Origin of the sequence: Allobosea spartocytisi (assembly GCF_014764685.1) — a bacterium.
Taxonomy (GTDB): domain Bacteria; phylum Pseudomonadota; class Alphaproteobacteria; order Rhizobiales; family Beijerinckiaceae; genus Allobosea; species Allobosea spartocytisi.
This window is the reverse complement of the sequence record NZ_JACXWY010000013.1, coordinates 111426-129625: the sequence shown is the minus strand read 5'-3', so window position 1 is coordinate 129625 and position 18200 is coordinate 111426. Positions and strand designations below refer to the sequence as shown.

Annotated in this window: 13 protein-coding genes; 10 read left to right on the top strand and 3 right to left on the bottom strand. The window is 65.5% G+C overall.

The features are described 5' to 3' along the window. Positions 1-17: 17 nt before the first annotated feature. The 4 genes from IED13_RS19375 to hflX all read left to right on the top strand — a co-directional run bounded on the left by IED13_RS19375 (position 18) and on the right by hflX (position 5507). Positions 18-2285, top strand: a complete 2268-nt coding sequence (locus tag IED13_RS19375) for a sensor histidine kinase NtrY-like (RefSeq protein WP_260368341.1) — start codon at positions 18-20, stop codon at positions 2283-2285. Further along, the gene (gene ntrX / locus IED13_RS19370) at positions 2282-3649 is read left to right on the top strand and encodes a nitrogen assimilation response regulator NtrX (RefSeq protein WP_038365845.1); all 1368 of its coding nucleotides are present in this window, start codon (positions 2282-2284) and stop codon (positions 3647-3649) included. The genes IED13_RS19375 and ntrX overlap by 4 nt, the downstream gene beginning before the upstream one ends. Before the next feature lie 207 nt (positions 3650-3856). Next, on the top strand, positions 3857-4105 hold the full coding sequence (gene hfq / locus IED13_RS19365; protein WP_038365847.1) for an RNA chaperone Hfq: 249 nt from the start codon (positions 3857-3859) through the stop codon (positions 4103-4105). Positions 4106-4145: 40 nt separating this feature from the next. Next, complete coding sequence (hflX, locus tag IED13_RS19360) at positions 4146-5507, top strand: GTPase HflX (protein WP_038366077.1); 1362 nt, start codon at positions 4146-4148, stop codon at positions 5505-5507. A 57-nt stretch (positions 5508-5564) separates the two neighbouring features. Here hflX and mazG read toward each other — a convergent pair whose 3' ends face one another. Continuing rightward, positions 5565-6401 (bottom strand): nucleoside triphosphate pyrophosphohydrolase, encoded by an 837-nt coding sequence (gene mazG / locus IED13_RS19355; protein WP_191125155.1) that lies wholly within the window; start codon positions 6399-6401, stop codon positions 5565-5567. 37 nt (positions 6402-6438) lie between these two features. Between mazG and arfB the strand changes: the two genes are divergently transcribed. Both arfB and IED13_RS19345 read left to right on the top strand, forming a co-directional pair. Continuing rightward, positions 6439-6858 (top strand): alternative ribosome rescue aminoacyl-tRNA hydrolase ArfB, encoded by a 420-nt coding sequence (gene arfB, locus IED13_RS19350; protein ID WP_112762243.1) that lies wholly within the window; start codon positions 6439-6441, stop codon positions 6856-6858. A 1-nt stretch (position 6859) separates the two neighbouring features. Continuing rightward, a complete protein-coding gene (locus IED13_RS19345; protein ID WP_210323679.1) occupies positions 6860-7435 on the top strand; it encodes a regulatory protein RecX in 576 nt (191 codons plus the stop codon). An 8-nt stretch (positions 7436-7443) separates the two neighbouring features. On the opposite strand, the gene IED13_RS19340 is transcribed toward IED13_RS19345, so the two are convergent. Next, positions 7444-8421 carry a Bug family tripartite tricarboxylate transporter substrate binding protein gene (locus IED13_RS19340; RefSeq protein ID WP_191125154.1) on the bottom strand — a complete coding sequence of 326 codons (978 nt, stop codon included), beginning with the start codon at positions 8419-8421 and terminating at the stop codon, positions 7444-7446. A gap of 194 nt (positions 8422-8615) precedes the next feature. Between IED13_RS19340 and IED13_RS19335 the strand changes: the two genes are divergently transcribed. The 3 genes from IED13_RS19335 (at position 8616) to IED13_RS19325 (ending at position 11123) form a co-directional block, all read left to right on the top strand. Next, the gene (locus IED13_RS19335) at positions 8616-9140 is read left to right on the top strand and encodes a class I SAM-dependent methyltransferase (protein WP_191125153.1); all 525 of its coding nucleotides are present in this window, start codon (positions 8616-8618) and stop codon (positions 9138-9140) included. A 556-nt stretch (positions 9141-9696) separates the two neighbouring features. Next, the gene (locus tag IED13_RS19330) at positions 9697-10407 is read left to right on the top strand and encodes a site-specific integrase (RefSeq protein WP_191125152.1); all 711 of its coding nucleotides are present in this window, start codon (positions 9697-9699) and stop codon (positions 10405-10407) included. Between the two features lie 344 nt (positions 10408-10751). Then, complete coding sequence (locus IED13_RS19325; protein ID WP_191125151.1) at positions 10752-11123, top strand: hypothetical protein; 372 nt, start codon at positions 10752-10754, stop codon at positions 11121-11123. A 509-nt stretch (positions 11124-11632) separates the two neighbouring features. Here IED13_RS19325 and IED13_RS19320 read toward each other — a convergent pair. Beyond that, a complete protein-coding gene (locus IED13_RS19320; RefSeq protein ID WP_191125150.1) occupies positions 11633-12442 on the bottom strand; it encodes a helix-turn-helix transcriptional regulator in 810 nt (269 codons plus the stop codon). Positions 12443-12676: 234 nt separating this feature from the next. Between IED13_RS19320 and IED13_RS19315 the strand changes: the two genes are divergently transcribed. Next, positions 12677-17791, top strand: coding sequence for an autotransporter domain-containing protein (locus IED13_RS19315; protein WP_191125149.1), 5115 nt, complete (start codon positions 12677-12679; stop codon positions 17789-17791). Positions 17792-18200: the final 409 nt, after the last annotated feature.

Genomic DNA, 18200 nt, shown 5'->3' with positions numbered 1-18200 from the left:
ATATCGTGTCGTTTTCCGTGAGTGACACCAGGATCGTGCCGCGCGCCGAGGAAAAGCAGCGCCACGTCTCCGGGTGGATCGGCGGGATCATCGTCGTTCTCGCGCTGGTTTCGGCGCTGCTGACCTTCCTCGTCCTGTCGGGCGCGACGCCGATCGCGCCGGTGCACGAGGTGGTCATCGGCGTCTTCGTGCTGAACGCACTGCTGATCCTGGCCCTGCTGGTCGTCGTGGTCTTCGAGGCCGCCGTGCTGATCCGGGCCCGCAAGGCGGGCGCGGCGGCGGCGGGCCTGCATGTCCGCATCGTCGGCCTGTTCAGCTTCATCGCGGCGCTGCCGGCGATTCTCGTCGCGGTCATCGCGACGGTGACGATCGAGCGCGGGCTCGAGCCGTGGTTCTCCGACCGCATGCGCGACGCCATCTTCAAATCGGTCGAGGTGGCGGATGCCTATGCCGCCAGCCAGTGCAAATCGCTCGGCCGCGAGATCCGCGTGCTGGCGGACGATCTGACGCGGGCGAAGCCTGCCTTCGATGTCGACCGCAAATGGTTCGACAGCTTCATGACGGCGCGGGCGACCGCGCTCGGCCTGCCTGTGGCGGCGATCATGCAGCCGCCGGACAAGACGGTCGTGCGCGCCAATATCGACGTGCTGAAGGATCCGCCGAAGCCCGACCAGGCCGCCTTCGACGACGCCTCGGCCTCGCCGGACCCGATCTGCGTGATTCCGCGCACCGGCAGGATCTTCGGCGCGCTGGTGAAGCTGCCGATCTACGACGGCAATTTCCTCTACATCGCCCGCGAGGTGGACCCGCTGGCGGTCGAATTCCCCGCGGTCGCGCGTGGCGCGGCGGTTGAGTATCTCTCGATCGATGCGCGCCGGAAGGGCGTCCAGATCGCCTTTGCCTCGATGTATGGGCTGATCGCACTGATCCTGCTGCTCTCGGCGATCTGGCTCGGCCTGAGCTTCGCCAATCGCCTGGTCGCGCCCATCCGGCGGATGATCCATGCGGCCGACCAGGTCTCGAGCGGCAATTTCTATGTGCAGGTGCCAATCAAGCGCTCGGAGGGGGACCTCGCCCATCTCGGGGAAACCTTCAACAAGATGACGGCGGAGCTGCGCCGGCAGCGCGACGGGCTGGTCACGGCGAGCGAGGTGATCGACCGGCGCCGGCGCTTCACCGAGACCGTGCTGTCGGGCGTGTCGTCCGGCGTGCTCAGCCTCGACAATGAAGGCCACATCACCATCATCAACCGTTCGGCCGAGAGCCTGATCGGCACCGGCGGACGGCTGCTCGGCAAGCCGATCGCGGAGATCGCGCCGGAGGTTGCGAGTTTCGTCGCCGACGCGCTTCAGGGCCGCCAGCGGCAGAGTTCCGGCCAGGTGACGATCTCGCGGGCAGGGCGCGACCGTGTCGTCAACATCCGCGCCGTGCATGAGGGCGAGGGGATCAATGCCGGGCTCGTGGTGACCCTCGACGACATCACCGACCTCGTTTCGGCGCAGCGCACGGCGGCCTGGGCCGATGTCGCCCGGCGCATCGCGCATGAGATCAAGAACCCGCTGACGCCGATCCAGCTTTCGGCCGAGCGCATCAAGCGCCGGTTCGGCAAGGTCATCATCGAGGGCAAGGAGGTCTTCGACCAGTGCACGGATACCATCGTGCGGCAGGTCGAGGACATCCGGCGCATGGTCGACGAATTCTCCTCCTTCGCCCGCATGCCGAAGCCCGCGCTGCTGCGCGAGGACATCGTCGAGACCGTCCGGCAGATCGTCTTCCTCTGGCGGGTCGGCAATCCCGAGACGACGATCGAGGAAAGCCTGCCGGCGGAAGCCATGCAGGCCCGGTTCGACCGCCGGCTGATCTCGCAGGCCCTGACCAATGTCATCAAGAACGCAACGGAAGCCATCGAGGCGGTTCCGCCCGAGGAGCGAGGGCAGGGGCTGATCCAGGTCCAGTTCGAGCGCTGGGCCGATGGCCGGATCGTCATCGACGTCACGGATAACGGCAAGGGCCTGCCCGCAGACCAGCGCCAGAAGCTGCTGGAGCCCTATATGACCACCCGCGAGGGGGGGACCGGGCTCGGCCTCGCCATCGTCGGCAAGATTCTCGAAGACCATGGCGGCGGCATCGAGCTGCTCGACCGACCCGACGGCGCGCGCGGCGCGCGCATCCGTCTCTGGTTCCCCGAAACAGGCCCGGTTCAGGAGGCCGACAATGGCGAAGAGGCTGCCGGACGAGGCAACCCCGCGCCAGAGCATGACATGCAGAATGGGACACGCCTATGAGTGCTGACATCCTGGTAGTGGACGACGAAGTCGATATCCGCGATCTGGTCGCCGGCCTTCTCGAAGACGAGGGCTATCGGACCCGCAAGGCGGGTTCCGCCGACGAAGCGCTGGCGGCGATCGCGGCCCGGCGGCCGAACCTGGTCTTTCTCGACATCTGGTTGCAGGGCAGCCGCCTCGACGGCTTGCAGGTGCTCGCCCTCATCAAGGAGAGCCACCCCGACCTCGCCGTGGTGATGATCTCCGGCCACGGCAACATCGAGACGGCCGTCTCGGCCATCAAGAGTGGCGCCTACGACTTCATCGAGAAGCCGTTCAAGGCGGACCGGCTGGTCCTCGTGGCCGAGCGGGCGCTGGAAGCATCGCGGCTGCGCCGGGAGGTGCGGGAGCTCAAGACACGCTCGGTCCAGGCGAACCGCATCGTCGGCCACTCCACCGTGGTCAACCAGCTCCGCCAGACGATCGAGCGCGTCGCGCCGACCAATGCGCGCGTCCTCATCACCGGCGAGCCCGGCTGCGGCAAGGAGCTCACGGCCCGCACCCTGCACGAGGCATCGAACCGGTCCTCCGGCCCGTTCGTCGTGATCAACGCGGCGACGATCACGCCCGACACGATGGAAGAGGAGCTCTTCGGCGTCGAGGGCGGGGACGGGCGCTCGCGGCGCGTCGGCGCGCTCGAGGAGGCGCATGGCGGCTCGCTCTATATCGACGAGATCGGCGACATGCCGCGGGAGACGCAGAACCGCATCCTGCGGGTGCTGGTGGATCAGAACTTCCAGCGCGTCGGCGGGGCGACACGCGTCCATGTCGATGTCCGCATCATCTCCTCGTCGAGCCGCGACCTGGCCCAGCTCATCACCGATGGGCGCTTCCGCGAAGACCTCTACCACCGCCTCGGCGTCGTCCCGATCAAGGTGCCGCCGCTGTCGGAGCGACGGGAGGACGTGCCGGAGCTGATCGAGTTCTTCATGGACCAGATCTCGGTCGCCTCGGGCCTGCCCAAGCGGCAGATCGGCGCGGATGCGATGGCCGTGCTGCAATCGCATGAATGGCCCGGCAACGTCCGGGAGCTGCGCAACAATGTCGAGCGGCTGATGATCCTGACCAAGGGCGACCCGACCTCGGAGATCACCGTCGAGATGCTGCCGGCGGAGGTTGGCGCGATGGTCCCGACGACGCCGTCGGGCTCGGGCGGGGAACGCCTGATGAGCCTGCCGCTGCGCGATGCGCGCGAGATCTTCGAGCGCGAATATCTGATCGCCCAGATCGCGCGTTTCTCGGGCAATATCTCGCGGACGGCCGAGTTCATCGGCATGGAGCGCTCCGCCTTGCACCGGAAGCTCAAATCGCTGGGAGTGGGGTGAGCGTCAGGCGCCTTGCGCATGCCCATCTGCGCGTCACGCAGGTAGGATGCCTAAAAACACGGCTTTGCTGCACTTGCGTTGCATGCGAAGTCAACGATCTAATGTGATGTCGGTGTCTCGGGTCGGTAAGGTGGCTTGCCGGCCAGAACGGGACGAACTGGATCGCGGATACAATCCGATCGGCGATCCCAACAATAGGGACTACCCATGGCCGCAGAGCGGGCTCAAAACCTCCAGGACACGTTCCTCAATCACGTGCGCAAGCAGAAGATTCCGCTGACGATCTTCCTCGTCAACGGCGTGAAGCTGCAGGGCGTCGTGACCTGGTTCGACAATTTCTGCGTGCTGCTGCGGCGTGACGGTCACTCGCAGCTCGTCTACAAGCACGCGATCTCGACCATCATGCCGGGGCACCCCGTGCAATTGTTCGAGCCCGAGGAAACGGACAAGAACTGATTTGGCGGCCAGCCGCGAAGACGACAAGCAACGGGCGGCGGTGAAGGTTTCAGGCCCCAAGCCGCTCGACGAGATCGAACGCGAGATCGCGGCGAATACGCGCGCCTATGTGGTCGGCCCGTATCAGCAGAAGCGTGGCCTCGCGGTCGACAGCAATCAGCGCTCCTTCGTCGCCCGCCTCGATGAGGCCGTCGGCCTGGCGGCCGCCATCGACCTCACGGTGGTCGAGGCCGTGCAGGTGCTGCTCACGGCCCTGAGGCCGGCGACCTATCTCGGCAAGGGCAAGGTCGAGGAGCTGGCCGAGCGCATCAAGATCGAGGAAATCGGCCTTGTGGTGATGGATTGCGCGCTGTCGCCGGTCCAGCAGCGCAATCTCGAAAAGGCCTTCGGCTGCAAGGTCATCGACCGCACCGGGCTCATCCTCGAAATCTTCGGCAGGCGCGCCCGCACCAAGGAAGGTACGCTGCAGGTCGAGCTCGCTCATCTGAACTACCAGAAGAGCCGGCTCGTCCGGTCCTGGACCCACCTTGAGCGCCAGCGCGGCGGCTTCGGCTTCCTCGGCGGCCCCGGCGAGACCCAGATCGAGGCGGATCGGCGCATCATCCAGGAGCGGATGAGCAAGATCGAGCGCGATCTGGAGAGCGTGAAGCGCACCCGCTCGCTGCATCGCGCCAGCCGGAAACGCGTGCCTTATCCGATCGTTGCGCTGGTCGGTTACACCAATGCCGGAAAGTCGACCCTGTTCAACCGGCTGACCTCGGCCGAGGTGCTGGCGCAGGACATGCTCTTCGCCACGCTCGACCCGACGGCGCGCGCGATCAAGTTGCCGCATGGCGCGCGGATCATGCTCTCCGACACGGTCGGCTTCATTTCCGATCTGCCGACCCAGCTCGTCGCCGCCTTCCGCGCCACGCTGGAGGATGCGATCGAGGCGGATGTGCTGCTGCATGTCCGGGACGTCTCGCATGAGGACACGCAGGCACAAGCTGCCGACGTCCAGGCGATCCTGCGCGATCTCGGTATCAACCCGGATGACGGCCAGCGCGTGATCGAGGTCTGGAACAAGGCCGATCTGCTCGGCGAAACGGAGCGCGCCCGCCAGCTCGAGGTCGCGGCGCATCGCCCGGAAGAAAGCCGCCCCGTGCTGGTCTCGGCCCTGACCGGGGAGGGCATGGACCGGCTGACCGCCGCCATCGAAACGCGCATCGCGCGGAGCCGGCCGGTCTACGCCCTCGTGCTGGAGGCCGGCGATGGCAAGTCGCTGGCCTGGCTCCATGCCAATGGCGAGATCCTGGCGCGCGAGGACGGTGCCGAAGGCGGACTCACGCTCACCGTGCGCCTGCCGCGGGAGCGGGAAGGGGCGTTCACGGCGCGTTTTCCGCAGGCTGAGCGGCAAAGATAGACCGCGCGGTCATTGCGAGGGCAGCGACGGTTCTGCTCGCCCGATAGAGAGCGTGTTTCAGCCGCTTGCCTTCTCGGCCTTCTTCACAGCTTGCCAGAGCGCTTCCATCTCCTCGAGGCTCGCCTCCTTGGCGGTTCGGCCCTCGGCCTCCAGAGCGGCCTCGATGCCCTTGAAGCGGCGCTCGAACTTGGCGTTGGCGGCGGCGAGGCAGCCCTCCGGTTCGGCATCGACATGGCGGGCGAGGTTGGCGATCACGAAAAGCAGATCGCCGATTTCCTCATGGATGGCGGCCTTGTCGCCGCCGGCGAGCGCCTCCTCGATCTCCTGCGTTTCCTCGCGGATCTTGTCGAGCACGAGGCGTGCGTCGTTCCAGTCGAAGCCGACGGTCGAGGCGCGGGCCTGCAGCTTCCAGGCGCGGGAAAGGGCGGGCAGGCCATGTGCCACGCCGGCGAGGACGCTTTTGTCCTCCTCCTTCGGAGGCAGGCCGGCGGCTGCGTGCGCGGCAGCCTTGTCGGCCTTCTCTTCAGCCTTGATCCGATGCCAGAGCGCCTTGACTTCGGCCGGCGACAAATCGCGCGCATCGCCGAAGACATGCGGATGGCGGCGGATCAGCTTCGAGGTGATCGCCTCGACGACATCGGGGAAGGCGAAGGAGCCTTCCTCCTCGGCCATGCGGGCATGGAAGACGACCTGCAGCAGGAGATCGCCGAGCTCGTCCTTGAGATCCAGCTTGTCGCCGCGCGCGATGGCGTCAGCGACCTCATAGGCTTCCTCGATCGTGTAGGGCGCGATCGAGGCGAAGTCCTGTTCCAGATCCCAGGGGCAGCCGGTGCCGGGCGTACGCAGGGCGGCCATGATTTCGATCAGGCGGGCGATATCTCGGGAAGGCTGCACGCTGCCAGGCTCCGTGGATTGAGGTAAGCTCACTCCCATGATTCAAGTCACCCCGTCCATCGCCATCGACGAGAGCGAGATCGAGGAAAGCTTCGTGCGCGCCTCGGGTCCTGGTGGCCAGCACGTCAACAAGGTGTCGAGCGCGGTGCAGATCCGCTTCGATGCCCGCAGTTCCCCGTCGCTGCCGAACGACGTCGCGATCCGATTGATGAAGCTCGCCGGCAGCAGGCTGACGCAGGATGGCGTCATCGTCATCGTCGCGCAGGCGCATCGCAGCCAGAAGCGCAATCGCGAGGAGGCCGTGGAACGGCTCGCTGAGCTGATCCGGGCGGCGGCCGTGCGCCCGCAGGTCCGCCGCGCGACCAAGCCGACGAAAGCCTCGAAGGAGCGCCGGCTTGCCTCGAAAGAGCGCCGCTCCGGCGTCAAGGCCGGCCGTTCCAAGCCGGTTTCGGACTAGCATGGCCGGTCAGCAGGATTCGGGCGGGCAGGGGGCCCGCAAAACCCGCGTGCCACGCCGGATCACGGTGACCTATCTGCGTCGGGCGGCACTGCATTATCTCGAGCGCTATGCGGCGCCTGCCGTGCAGTTGCGCAGGGTTCTGGCCCGCAAGATCGCGATGAGCTGCCGCCATCACGGCGAAGATCCGGCCCTGCACGCGGCTTTGCTCGACGAGGTCGTGGCGCAATGCGTTTCGCTGCAGCTCGTCGACGACCGCCGTTTCGCCGAGGCGCGAACGGCGAGCCTGCGGCGCAAGGGCCTTTCCGGTCGAGCGGTGGCCGGCCGGCTTGCGGCGAAGGGCGTCGGCCGCGAACTCGTCGAGGCTGTCGCGACAACCGATGCGGAGAGCGAACTTGCAGCCGCGCGTATCGCGGCGCGGCGCAAGCGCCTGGGAAGCTGGCGCCGCTCAACAGATGGTATGGCGGATGCCGCCGCCCTGCGCCGCAAGGATCTGGCCGTGCTCGCCCGGCTCGGCTTCGGTTTCGCCGTGGCGAGGGCCGTGCTCGATGAGGAGGAGGGCGCGGAGGCCGGGTGAGGGCTCCCTCACTCCAGCTTGACCTGCGCCTCCTTCACGACCCCGCCCCAGCGCTCGACCTCCGCCGTCACGAACCTGCCGAAAGCCTCGCCGCTGAGCGAGGGGATCGGCGAGCCGTTCTTCTTCCAGGCGGCCGTGATCATCGGCGACTGAAGGGCCTTCTCGACCTCCGTCCGCATCCGGGTCACGATCTCCGGCGGCGTATTCTTCGGCGCCCAGAGCGCATACCAGGTTGAGACCTCGAAGCCCTCGATGCCAGCTTCCTTCGCGGTCGGGACGTCGGGGACGGTCTCCGAGCGCGTCGGCGCCGCGACCGCGAGCGCACGCAGCGCGCCGCTCTGGATCTGCGCCGCCGAGGAGCCCAGGCCGTCGAACAGCAAGTCGACCTGTCCGGCGACCGTATCCTGCAGCGCCGGTCCGGCGCCGCGATAGGGCACATGGGTCAGCTTCGTCTTGGTCGAGATCTGAAAGAGCTCACCGGCGAGATGGTGCGTCGTGCCGTTGCCGGCGGAGGCATAGTTCAGCTTTTCCGGGTTCTTGCGGGCGTAGTCCACTAACTCGGCCACCGTCTTCGCCTGGACCTTGCCCGGATTCACGACGATGACCTGCGGTGGCTGGGCAATGACCGCGATCGGGATGAAATCTCGCTGGATGTCGTAGTCGAGCTTGGGATAGAGCGCCGGCGCGATGGCGTGATGGGCCGCGCCGACGAAGAAGGTGTAGCCGTCCGGCGCCGCCTTCGACGCGGCGGAAGCACCGACCGTGCCGCCGGCTCCGCCGCGGTTCTCGATGACGATGCGCTGGCCGAGCTGCTGGTCGAGTTGCGCTCCCAGAGGCCGGGCGAACGCGTCGGTGCCGCCGCCGGCCGGGAAGGGTACGATGAAGGTGATCGGCCTCGTCGGCCAGCTTTGGGCATGGGCAGGCATGGACAGGGCCGTCAGCGAAACCGCCGCGGCAGCCATCAGCAGGCATCGTCTCGTGATCATCTCTGTTTCTCTCCCGGGAAGGCGGCTCTTATCGGCCGTTGAAGCGGGGCTCGTCTTGTGCGAGCCGCCGACGCGACACTATAGGGCCGCGTCGGCGGCGCCTTGGCAATGCTCAATAGGATGGAGGGACCGGCCATGACGGCGCACGGATCGACGCGGTGTTCCGTATCCCGGTTGGGCGGCGGGGCCTCCGCATGAGCCGGCTCGACAGCTTCATCCGCCGTCTCGAAGCCCAGCGGAGCGTGCTCGACTGGGCGGCGGCGCAGACCGTTGGCCGGGACGGGCTCGTGCTCGAGCTGGGCCTCGGCAACGGACGAACCTATGACCATCTGCGCGAACGCCTGCCGGGCCGTGCGATTCACGTCTTCGAGCGCGACCCCAAGGCCCATCCGCAATCGATGCCTCCGGCGCGGCTGCTCGTCATCGGCGACATGGCCGAGACCTTGCCGGCTTTCGCCGCCCAACATGGAGCGAGCGCCGTCCTGATCCATGTCGATGTCACGACCGGGGTGCCCGAGCGCGATGCGGTTGCCTTGAGCTGGCTGCCGGCGGAGGTCGCCGCACTGGCGGCGCCCACCGCTCTGGTCGTCAGCGGCTGTGCGCTCGATCATCCGGCACTAAGGCCGGAGCCGCTGCCGGACGATGTTCCTGAAGGGCGATACTTCGCCTATCGGCGGATGGGCGCTGGAGAGCGATCCGAGACCGGAGAGATCGTCTGAGCCAACGACGGGCAGGGCTCGACGATCTGCCATGAAGCGTCGTCGGGGTGCGTATCTATGATTCGCATAAGACATATTATGGAACCAGCAAGCGGTTTGAGCTGTGTTGCATTCTGCGCGCAAACGGCTGCTTTCGATGCAATGGCGCTTGTCGATAATGAGCGGTTTGGCGCGTTGCAGAAACAAGACGTTCTCTGAGGAATCAAGACGTTCTCAAAGGATTATCGTGTGCGACGCAAAGCCGAGGCCGAATGCGCAGCTGGTCAGGGTTGCGCAGCATTCGGCCTCGGCGGTTCATAAAGCACTGATCGCAAAATGACGTGCAAAAACCCAGGCTGGCTGATTGCGCAATTGACGTCGGTCTCACAGATTCAACAGCAATGGCAAAGGCATTGGGATTACCGATATGCCTGCTGCGGCCCTGAGATCGGCGACCATCCCTCCAAGTCTCAGGGGCACCGTCGGCGTGCGACGCTCCGGTGTCCCGAGATTCTGGGCGTTGATTTGGCTCGATATCCTCAAAGGGTCACTCGCCCGTTCGACGCGAAGATCTCATTTGTCAGCAATCGACCGGCTGTACGAAGCTGCGCATCGTCGACATGGATCGGACTGCCTCGACCGATTGCTCGCCGACGCCGATTGGGACGCAATCGAGGACGTCTTGGCAGGTCTTTTGGTGCGTCTCAGAAACGAGGCAGCGCTTGCGGCGGAAGATCGATCAGCAGCTTGGGTTTCTGCGCTGACCTTCGTACGGGACATCCGGCGATTTAATACCCCCTCCGCTGGGGCTCGAATGACGGATGTCGAGAACAGGCTGCTCAGGCTGGATCGCCTGTATGGTCAGCTGGCGCCGAATTCGGTTCGGCCGCCGCCTCCCATTCGCGCTTTGCCTCCAGTCGTAATCGAAGACCTCTATGCCATCTTCGATCCCGTCTCGACGCGCAATCCCTTCAAGAGCGAACGGCTTCGCTGGCGCAATCTGCTCATCTTTATGCTGATGCTCCGCTTAGGCCTTCGGCGTAGTGAGACCGCCCTCCTCGTTGCCAATTCGATCAAAGATGATGTCGACCCGGAAACGGGCACCATCCAGACGAGGCTGGATGTCAATAGCGCCGAAGATGACGGTCCACGCTATATCGAGCCAGGAATCAAGACATATGGCTCGCGACGACAAATACCTGTTCCAGAAGAGATACTACTACTCCATGGTCGATACTCACACAATTATCCCGAGAGGCAGCGCTACCCGCATCTTTTTGTGTCGTAGAAACAGGATCCCCTTTCGCTAAGGTCGTTCAACGAGATATTTGAGGTGGCCACTCGGAGCCTTTCTTCAAGAGCCGTGTCCTCTCTCGGGAAACAAGGCTTGTCGGCGGTGTCCTGCCACGATCTTCGTCACACATGCGCGGTCGTTCGGATGAGACGCTATCGGGACAGCGGGCATGATCTAGACAGCGCGATCGAGAGACTCAGATTCTATTTCGGCTGGTCGCCGCAGTCGCGCATGCCCCGTCTGTACGCTGGGGCGTACTTCGAGACGGCCCTGTCAGAGGTCTGGGAAGAGAAATTCGATGTATTCGTCGACGCGCTCAGGCGGCGGTGATCCGACGAATGGCGGGAGCGCTCAATCACGCTTCCGATATTACGCGGAACTTCCGGCGCAATGCCCTCGTCGTTGAATACGCCAAGCGGCAGGCAAAAATCAGGGCAGCTGTTGAGAGGTCTTCTAAGCGATCTTCCGCCGATCTTGAGAGATTGGTCGCGGAAAAGAACGTCGAGATCGAGCGGCTGCAAGGCGAAAAGGAACTCCTGATCGCGTCTCATCGCGCCATGCTGTTGGCCACGGCTGAACTCGGCGGCTTCAGCGCTTGGAAGCGCTTCTTCGATCGCTACCAGGTGGCAATCGACGTTCTGGAAAGTATGGACGCGCTGCCGGCTGCCGCCATTCAACCGTTCCCTGCCCGCCCGCGCTCTCAATCGTAGAGGCCCTCCCCCTGTCCCTGCCTGTTGGGCGCAATGGCACCTGCCCAAATTGGAACACCCGTAGAAGAACGACTGGCAGTTCATTGCACGTTGAGGTCGCTCTTGTGAGAAAAGAGGCACAATGTTGCCTCGATTTTAGAAAAAGTTCCGCAATCAGACTTGCGCCGCCCGGCCATCAAGCCGGGCGGCGCTTTGCTTTTCAGCCGATCAGAACGGGCACTCGGCGTCGCTGGCTTCCAACGGCCGGAACACGGCGCGCCGGCCGGCATCCGTCAGGCCTGAGCTAAATGGGAGGTCGAAGACGACGAGCTTCATCACTGACTCGTGCATGTCAGGCTAAAATGTCTGCTTCCGGCGCTCTGCGAAGGCCGACAGCCGGATAACCGGAACTGGCCCATTGCTGACGCCCACATCGTCCGCTTTCGGGCAGTCGAATTACGGCGACGGGCGGAGAGCTTTAGTTTTAGCCGCCGTCCCGAGTATTTGCCTTCCGACAGCGTGCCTTCTTGCTATCTTACCCGGCCACTCCAGGCTTCCAGACCAAGCTTCCAGAGGGGCGGCAGCTTCGCGAATGGGGACACGGTATGGGCGATGGCTGCCATCGCACGGCGGTTGTCCGAGTCGACCTTGCCGTAGATCGCCTTGATGTGGGCTTTGACCGCGTTGATGCCCGTACCGAGAATGATCGCGATCTCCTCGTTCGACTTGCCCGACGCGATCAAGGCCGCGACCTCAAGCTGCCGGGGAGTCAGTTCGGGGAAGGCGAGCCGCAGCCGCTCGCCTGGCGTGAGTTTGGCGAGCGTGCGTTCCTGCGCCTGCCGATAGCTGCGCAGCACATGCGCGCGGAAGGCTTCCAGCCTGTCCCGCTCCTCGTCCCCAAAGGGCGGTCGACCCAGGACGCGGTGGCCGGCGATGGTTACCACGTAGTGCTCATGCGCCAGGACGACCGCCATGATGTGGCGCGCACCGGACGGCAGGAACACCTCTCGGGCGATGGGTAGCGCCAGGAACTCCTCCTCCGAGAAGAAATCCGATTCACGCAGAGCCCGCTCGCCGAAGAAGCCAGGATCATATTGCCAGAACGGATGCGAATGCATGTGGCGGGCGAAGGCCTGCATGGCCTGGCTGCGACGCTCGGGATCGTCCTCCACGGAGATCATCGAACGGAAGTCCCGGCTTGGTTGGTGGAACTCCGAAAAGCTCACCACCTCGGCGTCGATCAGGCGGCCGACACTGGCGAAGACAAGACCGGGCAGGCTGAGCAGGTCCGGTTGGGCTTCATAGAGAGCAATGATCTCGTTTCTAAGGTCGCCGTCCATGGTTCCTCGGCTCGTCGCGCCCAGTTCTCCAGGCGAGCGCGTCTGGCGATCATGCTCTAACGGCGATCGGTGGGGTATGCGTTAAAGTGAAAGCCTGCATCTTCCGCGTCGCATGACGCGGGCCATACCCGTTCGGGTAGTGGGCGAGCCGCGATTCACCTGAGATATTGGCAACACACTCGGCGGTCGCGAGCGGCGGCGCGACGAGGAAACCGCTGCAGGTCCACCTGCAGGTTGTGTGGCCGTCCAGGGGGATTTCGTGAGATCTGCGCTTGTCGCCGAGACGCCGTCTGCCGTTCTCGCCTCGTCTCGGAAAGGGGAAGCTGCTGGAGCAGCGGCATTGCGGCTTGGTGCGAGTCGGCGCGGTGGGCGGACCGCGTTGTTGCTCGGCAGCATGGCGCTCGCCGTCAGGAAAGCGATGTGAAGCACGTCCGCCGCACTGGTTCCATCATGCCCCGTACCTCGCTAGGCAGACGGGTATCGAGAAAAATTTCCCTGGCCAGCACAGGCGCCCTGCTGCTCGTCCCGGCGGAGCGTGGGTGGGCTGACGATATCAGTCTGAGGGGCAACGTCATCGATGGCGCAACGCCGGCCATCACCCAAGTCATCACGGATATGGGCGTTTTTCTCAATACGAGCACCGTGACGATTTTCGGCAACTTGACCTTTGGCTGGTCCAATCCCGGCGATCTCGTCATTCAGAACGGCGGCACGCTATCCAACGTCGAAGGCGTAATCGGCTACGGGGTAGGAAGCGTTGGCTCTGTCACGGTGTCCGGCCCGGGCTCCACCTGGACGAATAGCGGTAACCTCTATGTCGGCGGCAGCGAGACCAGTAATGGTACGCTCACCATTCAGAACGGCGGCAAGGCGTCCAACCTCAATGGTGGGGTCGGCTACGGCGTAGGAAGCGTTGGCTCTGTCACGGTGTCCGGCCCGGGCTCGACCTGGACGAATGCCGGTGTCCTGTATGTCGGCGCTGGCGGCGTCGGCACGCTCACCATTCAAGGTGGCGGCAAGGTCTCCAGCGGTTACAGCATGATCGGCTACGTTCTGGTGAACTCTACCGTCGCCTCTGGCGCCGTCACGGTATCGGGTTCGGGTTCGACCTGGACGAACAACGAACTCCGGGTCGGCGTCAACGGCCCCGGTGCACTGACCATCGACAGCGGGGGCACTGTCGTTACCACCAACTTAGTGCTGGGCGATTCGACGGCAAGGGCCTCGGGCACGCTGAACCTCGGCGCGGGCGGCGTGCTTGAAACCGGCAGCGTTCAGAAAAGCGACGGAACCGGCATCTTCAATCTCCAAGGTGGGGTGCTTCGGGCCACGCGGGACAACAGCAACTTTATCGCAAACTTCGGGCCGACCGATGTGCGTCTTTCGGGAAGCAGCACGATCGACACGCAGGCGTACAATATCGGCCTCGCCCCCGCATTGTCCGGCACGGATGGCCTGGTCAAGCAGGGCACGGGCACGCTGACGCTTTCGGCGGTCAATACTTACACCGGCGGCACCCTGATCAATGCCGGCACCCTGGCGCTGGGGCCGGGCGGTAGCCTTGCCGCGACCAGCGGAGTCAACCTGTTCGGCGCGGGCGCGGTTTTCGACATCAGCGGATCGGGTGCAAACCAGACGATCGGGGCTTTGACAGGCGCTGCGGGCACCAGCGTCGCCCTCGGCGCTCATATGCTGAGCTTGGGCGATGCGGGGAACCAGACCTTCAGCGGGGTCATCGGCGGCTCCGGCGGCATCGTTAAGCAAGGCGCGGGCACGCTGACGCTGGGCAGCGCGAACACCTATACTGGCGGTACGACGATCACGGCGGGTACCCTCGCGCTCGGCGCGGGCGGCGCACTCGCCGCGGGCTCCGCACTCTCGCTGGGCGGAGCGAGCGCCGCTTTCGATATCAGCCTCGCAGGCAACCAATCCATCGGCTCGCTGTCTGGTGTTGCCGGCAGCACCATCGCGCTCGGCGCTAACACGATGACCTTCGGCAACGCGACGAACCAGACCTTTGCCGGTTCCATCGAAGGCACCGGGGGTCTTGTTAAGCAGGGCACGGGCATGCAGGTGCTGTCCGGCGTCAGCACCTATAGCGGCCCCACGCTGGTTTCGGCCGGCGAGCTGCGCGTCGACGGCGCGCTGAACGGGCCGGGAGCGATGACCGTGGCAGCCGGCGCGACGCTGTCCGGCACGGGCAGCATCGCCGGGGCCGTGACTGTCAACGGCGCCCTGTCGGCGGGCCACAGTCCCGGCACGCTGACGGTCGGCTCGCTTGCACTGAATGGCGGCTCGACCTCGGTCTTCGAGCTGAATTCGCCGGGCGTGGTCGGCGGCAGCGATCCCATCGCCGGCAACGACCTCGTCAAGGTCACCGGCAATCTCACGCTCGGCGGCGCCCTCGATGCGCGTGCGGCGGCAGCCGGCTATTATCGGCTGTTCGACTATGGCGGCACGCTCGCGGGCAGCTTCGCCAGCCAAGGCGTGACCTCGACCCGGAGCGGTTTCACCATCGCCAGCGCGCAGGTCGAGACGGCGACGGCAGGACAGGTCAACCTCGCCGTGTTCGGCACCGGCCAGACCCTGCAGTTCTGGGACGGCACGAACGCAATCGGCAACGGCACCGTCGATGGCGGGGCCGGCACCTGGGCTCCCTTCGGCACCAACTGGACCAATAGCGCCGGCAGCGCCAATGCCGGCTGGGGCGGCTCGGTCGGCGTCTTCGCCGGCGCGGCCGGCGGCGCGGTCAGCGTTGCCGGCACGGTGAGTTTCGACACCCTGCAATTCTCGGCCAATGGCTACGCGCTGAGCGGCGGGACGCTTTCAATCCTGCCCGCGGGCGGCACGTCCGGTACATTCAACGTCGATAACGGCGTCATAGCCAACATCGCCTCGACGATTGCCGATGGCAGCGGCACGGCCATCGCCAAGGTCGGCAACGGCAGGCTCGTGCTCTCCGGCAGCAACAGCTACAGCGGCGGCACGGCGATCGAAGGCGGCGTGCTGCAGATCTCTGCCAATGCCAATCTCGGGGCGGCCTCCGGTGGCTTGAGCCTTAACGGCGGCACGCTCGCGACCACGGCCAGCTTCGCCTCGTTTCGTCCCGTGGCGCTCGACGGCCCCGGCGGCTTCGACGTGGCGACAGGCACACAGTTCGAGCTAGGCGGCGCCGTCTCCGGGGCGGGCAGCCTGACCAAGCTCGGCGCCGGCACGCAGATCCTGACCGGCACCAACAGCTACACGGGCGGCACGACGATCAGCGCCGGCGTCCTGCAGATCGGCAATGGCGGCACCACCGGCTCGATCATAGGTAACGTCGTCAACAATCGTACGCTCGCCTTCAACCGCTCTGACAATATCACCTTCACCGGAACCATTTCGGGCAGCGGCGACGTGCAGAAGCTGGGGGCCGGGTCGCTCACCCTGACCGGTACCAACAGCTATGGCGGCACGCTGATCCAGGCCGGCACGCTGATAGGCTCGGCGACGAGCTTCGGCCTCGGTCCGATCCACAACAACGCCGCGCTGGTCTTCGACCAGCCAGGCGACGGTACCTTCGCCCGAGCGATCAACGGCACCGGCACCCTCACCAAGCGCGGCGCGGGCAATCTCAATCTGACCGGCGACGGCAATCTGATCGGCGCGACGACGGTTGAGGACGGCAAGCTCTCGGTGAATGCCTCGTTCGCGAACTCGGCCGTCACCGTGCTCTCGGGCGCAGCGCTCGGCGGCAGCGGCACGGTCGGCTCCACCACGATCCAATCGGGGGCGACCATTGCCCCGGGCAACTCGATCGGCACCCTCAACGTCAATGGCAACCTGACGCTGGCGCCGGGCTCGACCTACGAGGCCGAGATCGCCGGCAACGGCACCTCCGACCGCATCGCCGTGACCGGAAGCGCCATCGTCACGGGCAGCCAAGTCGGGGTCACCGCGCTCGATCCGCAGACCAGCTACGTCAACGGCCAGCGCTACACGATCCTCACCGCGACAGGCGGTGTCATCGGCAGCGCCCCCGGAGCGGTCTCGCGTTCCGCCTTCCTCGACCTCTCCGTCGACCAGCAGCCCAACCAGGTCGACCTCATCATTGCGGTCAAGGGGACGCCTCCGGTCACTCCCCCTGACCCGGGTACTCCCCCGACCACCCCTCCCGGCTCTGGCCCAACGCCGACACCCCCGCCAGCGATTTTCGAAACCGTGGCGCAGACGCGCAACCAATTTGTCACCGCTGGCGCTCTCGACACGCTGCCGCAGGTCGGCGGCAGGCTGGCGCTCTACAACAGCCTGCTGATGCTCGACGCGCCAGGTGCGCGCGCCGCCTTCGACTCGCTCTCCGGCGAGGTTCACGCCTCGGCGAAGACGGCGCTGATCGACGAGAGCTGGCTCCTGCGCAACGCCGTCAACGACCGACTGCGTTCGGCCTTCGGCGCGGTCGGCGCGCAGCCCATGACGACGTTGAACTACGGCTTCACCGCCGATCTCGCCCCAAGCGTGAAAGGTCCGATGCCCGAGCTCAGGTCCGACCGCTTCGCGGTCTGGGGCCAGGGCTACGGCTCCTGGGGCACAACGGACAGCGACCGCAACGCTGCCAAGTTGACGCGCTCGACCGGCAGCTTCCTCATCGGTGCCGATGCTGCGGTGTTCGACACCCTGCGCGTCGGCGTCGTTGCCGGCTACAGCCGCTCCGAGTTCGACGTGAAGGGCCGGCGCTCCTCGGGCGAGAGCGACAACTACCATCTCGGCCTCTATGGTGGCGGGCAATGGGGCGCGCTCAACCTGCGCACTGGCGCGAGCTACACCTGGCACGACGTCGAGATCAGCCGCACTGTCGCCTTCGCCGGTTTCGGCAATAGCCTCAAGGCCGACTACAATGCCGGCACCGCCCAGGTTTTTGGGGAGCTCGGCTACCGGGTCGATCTCGGCCGGGTGGCGTTCGAGCCCTTTGCCGGCCTGGCCTATGTCAACCTGCATACCGATGGCTTCCGCGAGACCAGCGGCGCCGCGGCGCTCTCAAGCCGTGGCGGCGACACCAATGTAGGATATTCCACGCTTGGACTGCGTGCCGCGACCAGCTTCGATCTGCGGGGCGTGGGCCTGACCCTGCGCGGCGGATTAGCCTGGCGCCACGCCTTCGGAGACGTCACCCCGACCGCAACGCTGGCCTTTGCCGGCAGTACACCGTTCTCGGTCGCTGGTGTCCCGATCGCGAAGGACGCCGCCCTGCTCGAGGCGGGGCTCGACCTGGCCATCGGCCAGAGCGCCTCGCTCGGCCTCTCCTATACCGGGCAGCTCGCCCAGGACGCGCAGGACCACGCCTTCAAGGGCGTGCTCGCAGTCAGGTTCTGAGGTTACCCTGGCTCCGCAGCGAACCCGCTGAAGGTCCGACATGGGACGTTTGAGGTCATGCCGTTTCAGCGTTCTAGAGGTCCGCTTACAGGCGATGAGCAAAGTTCCGCTGTCGGCGCATCGCAGTTGCTGGTCTGCGCTAGCCTCCACCCTTCGGCGAAGAATTTCCCTGGGCAGTGAGATAGGGGCAGAACATATCGGCCAGGCCGTCGGCGTAAGCTTGGATTTCCATGGCGGTCCTCGGTGTTTGGGCTGCTTTTTGGTCCTCTCCGATCGCTCGACAGCGAAAGCTGTGGAAACCCAGCCCGGCGGATAACGCCTTGTTTCCAGGCGGCTGGTGCGTCCGAGGCCGCTTCTGACGCAAGCTACCAATGTGCGCATTCGAAGTGCATTGATGGTTTCGTAAGTC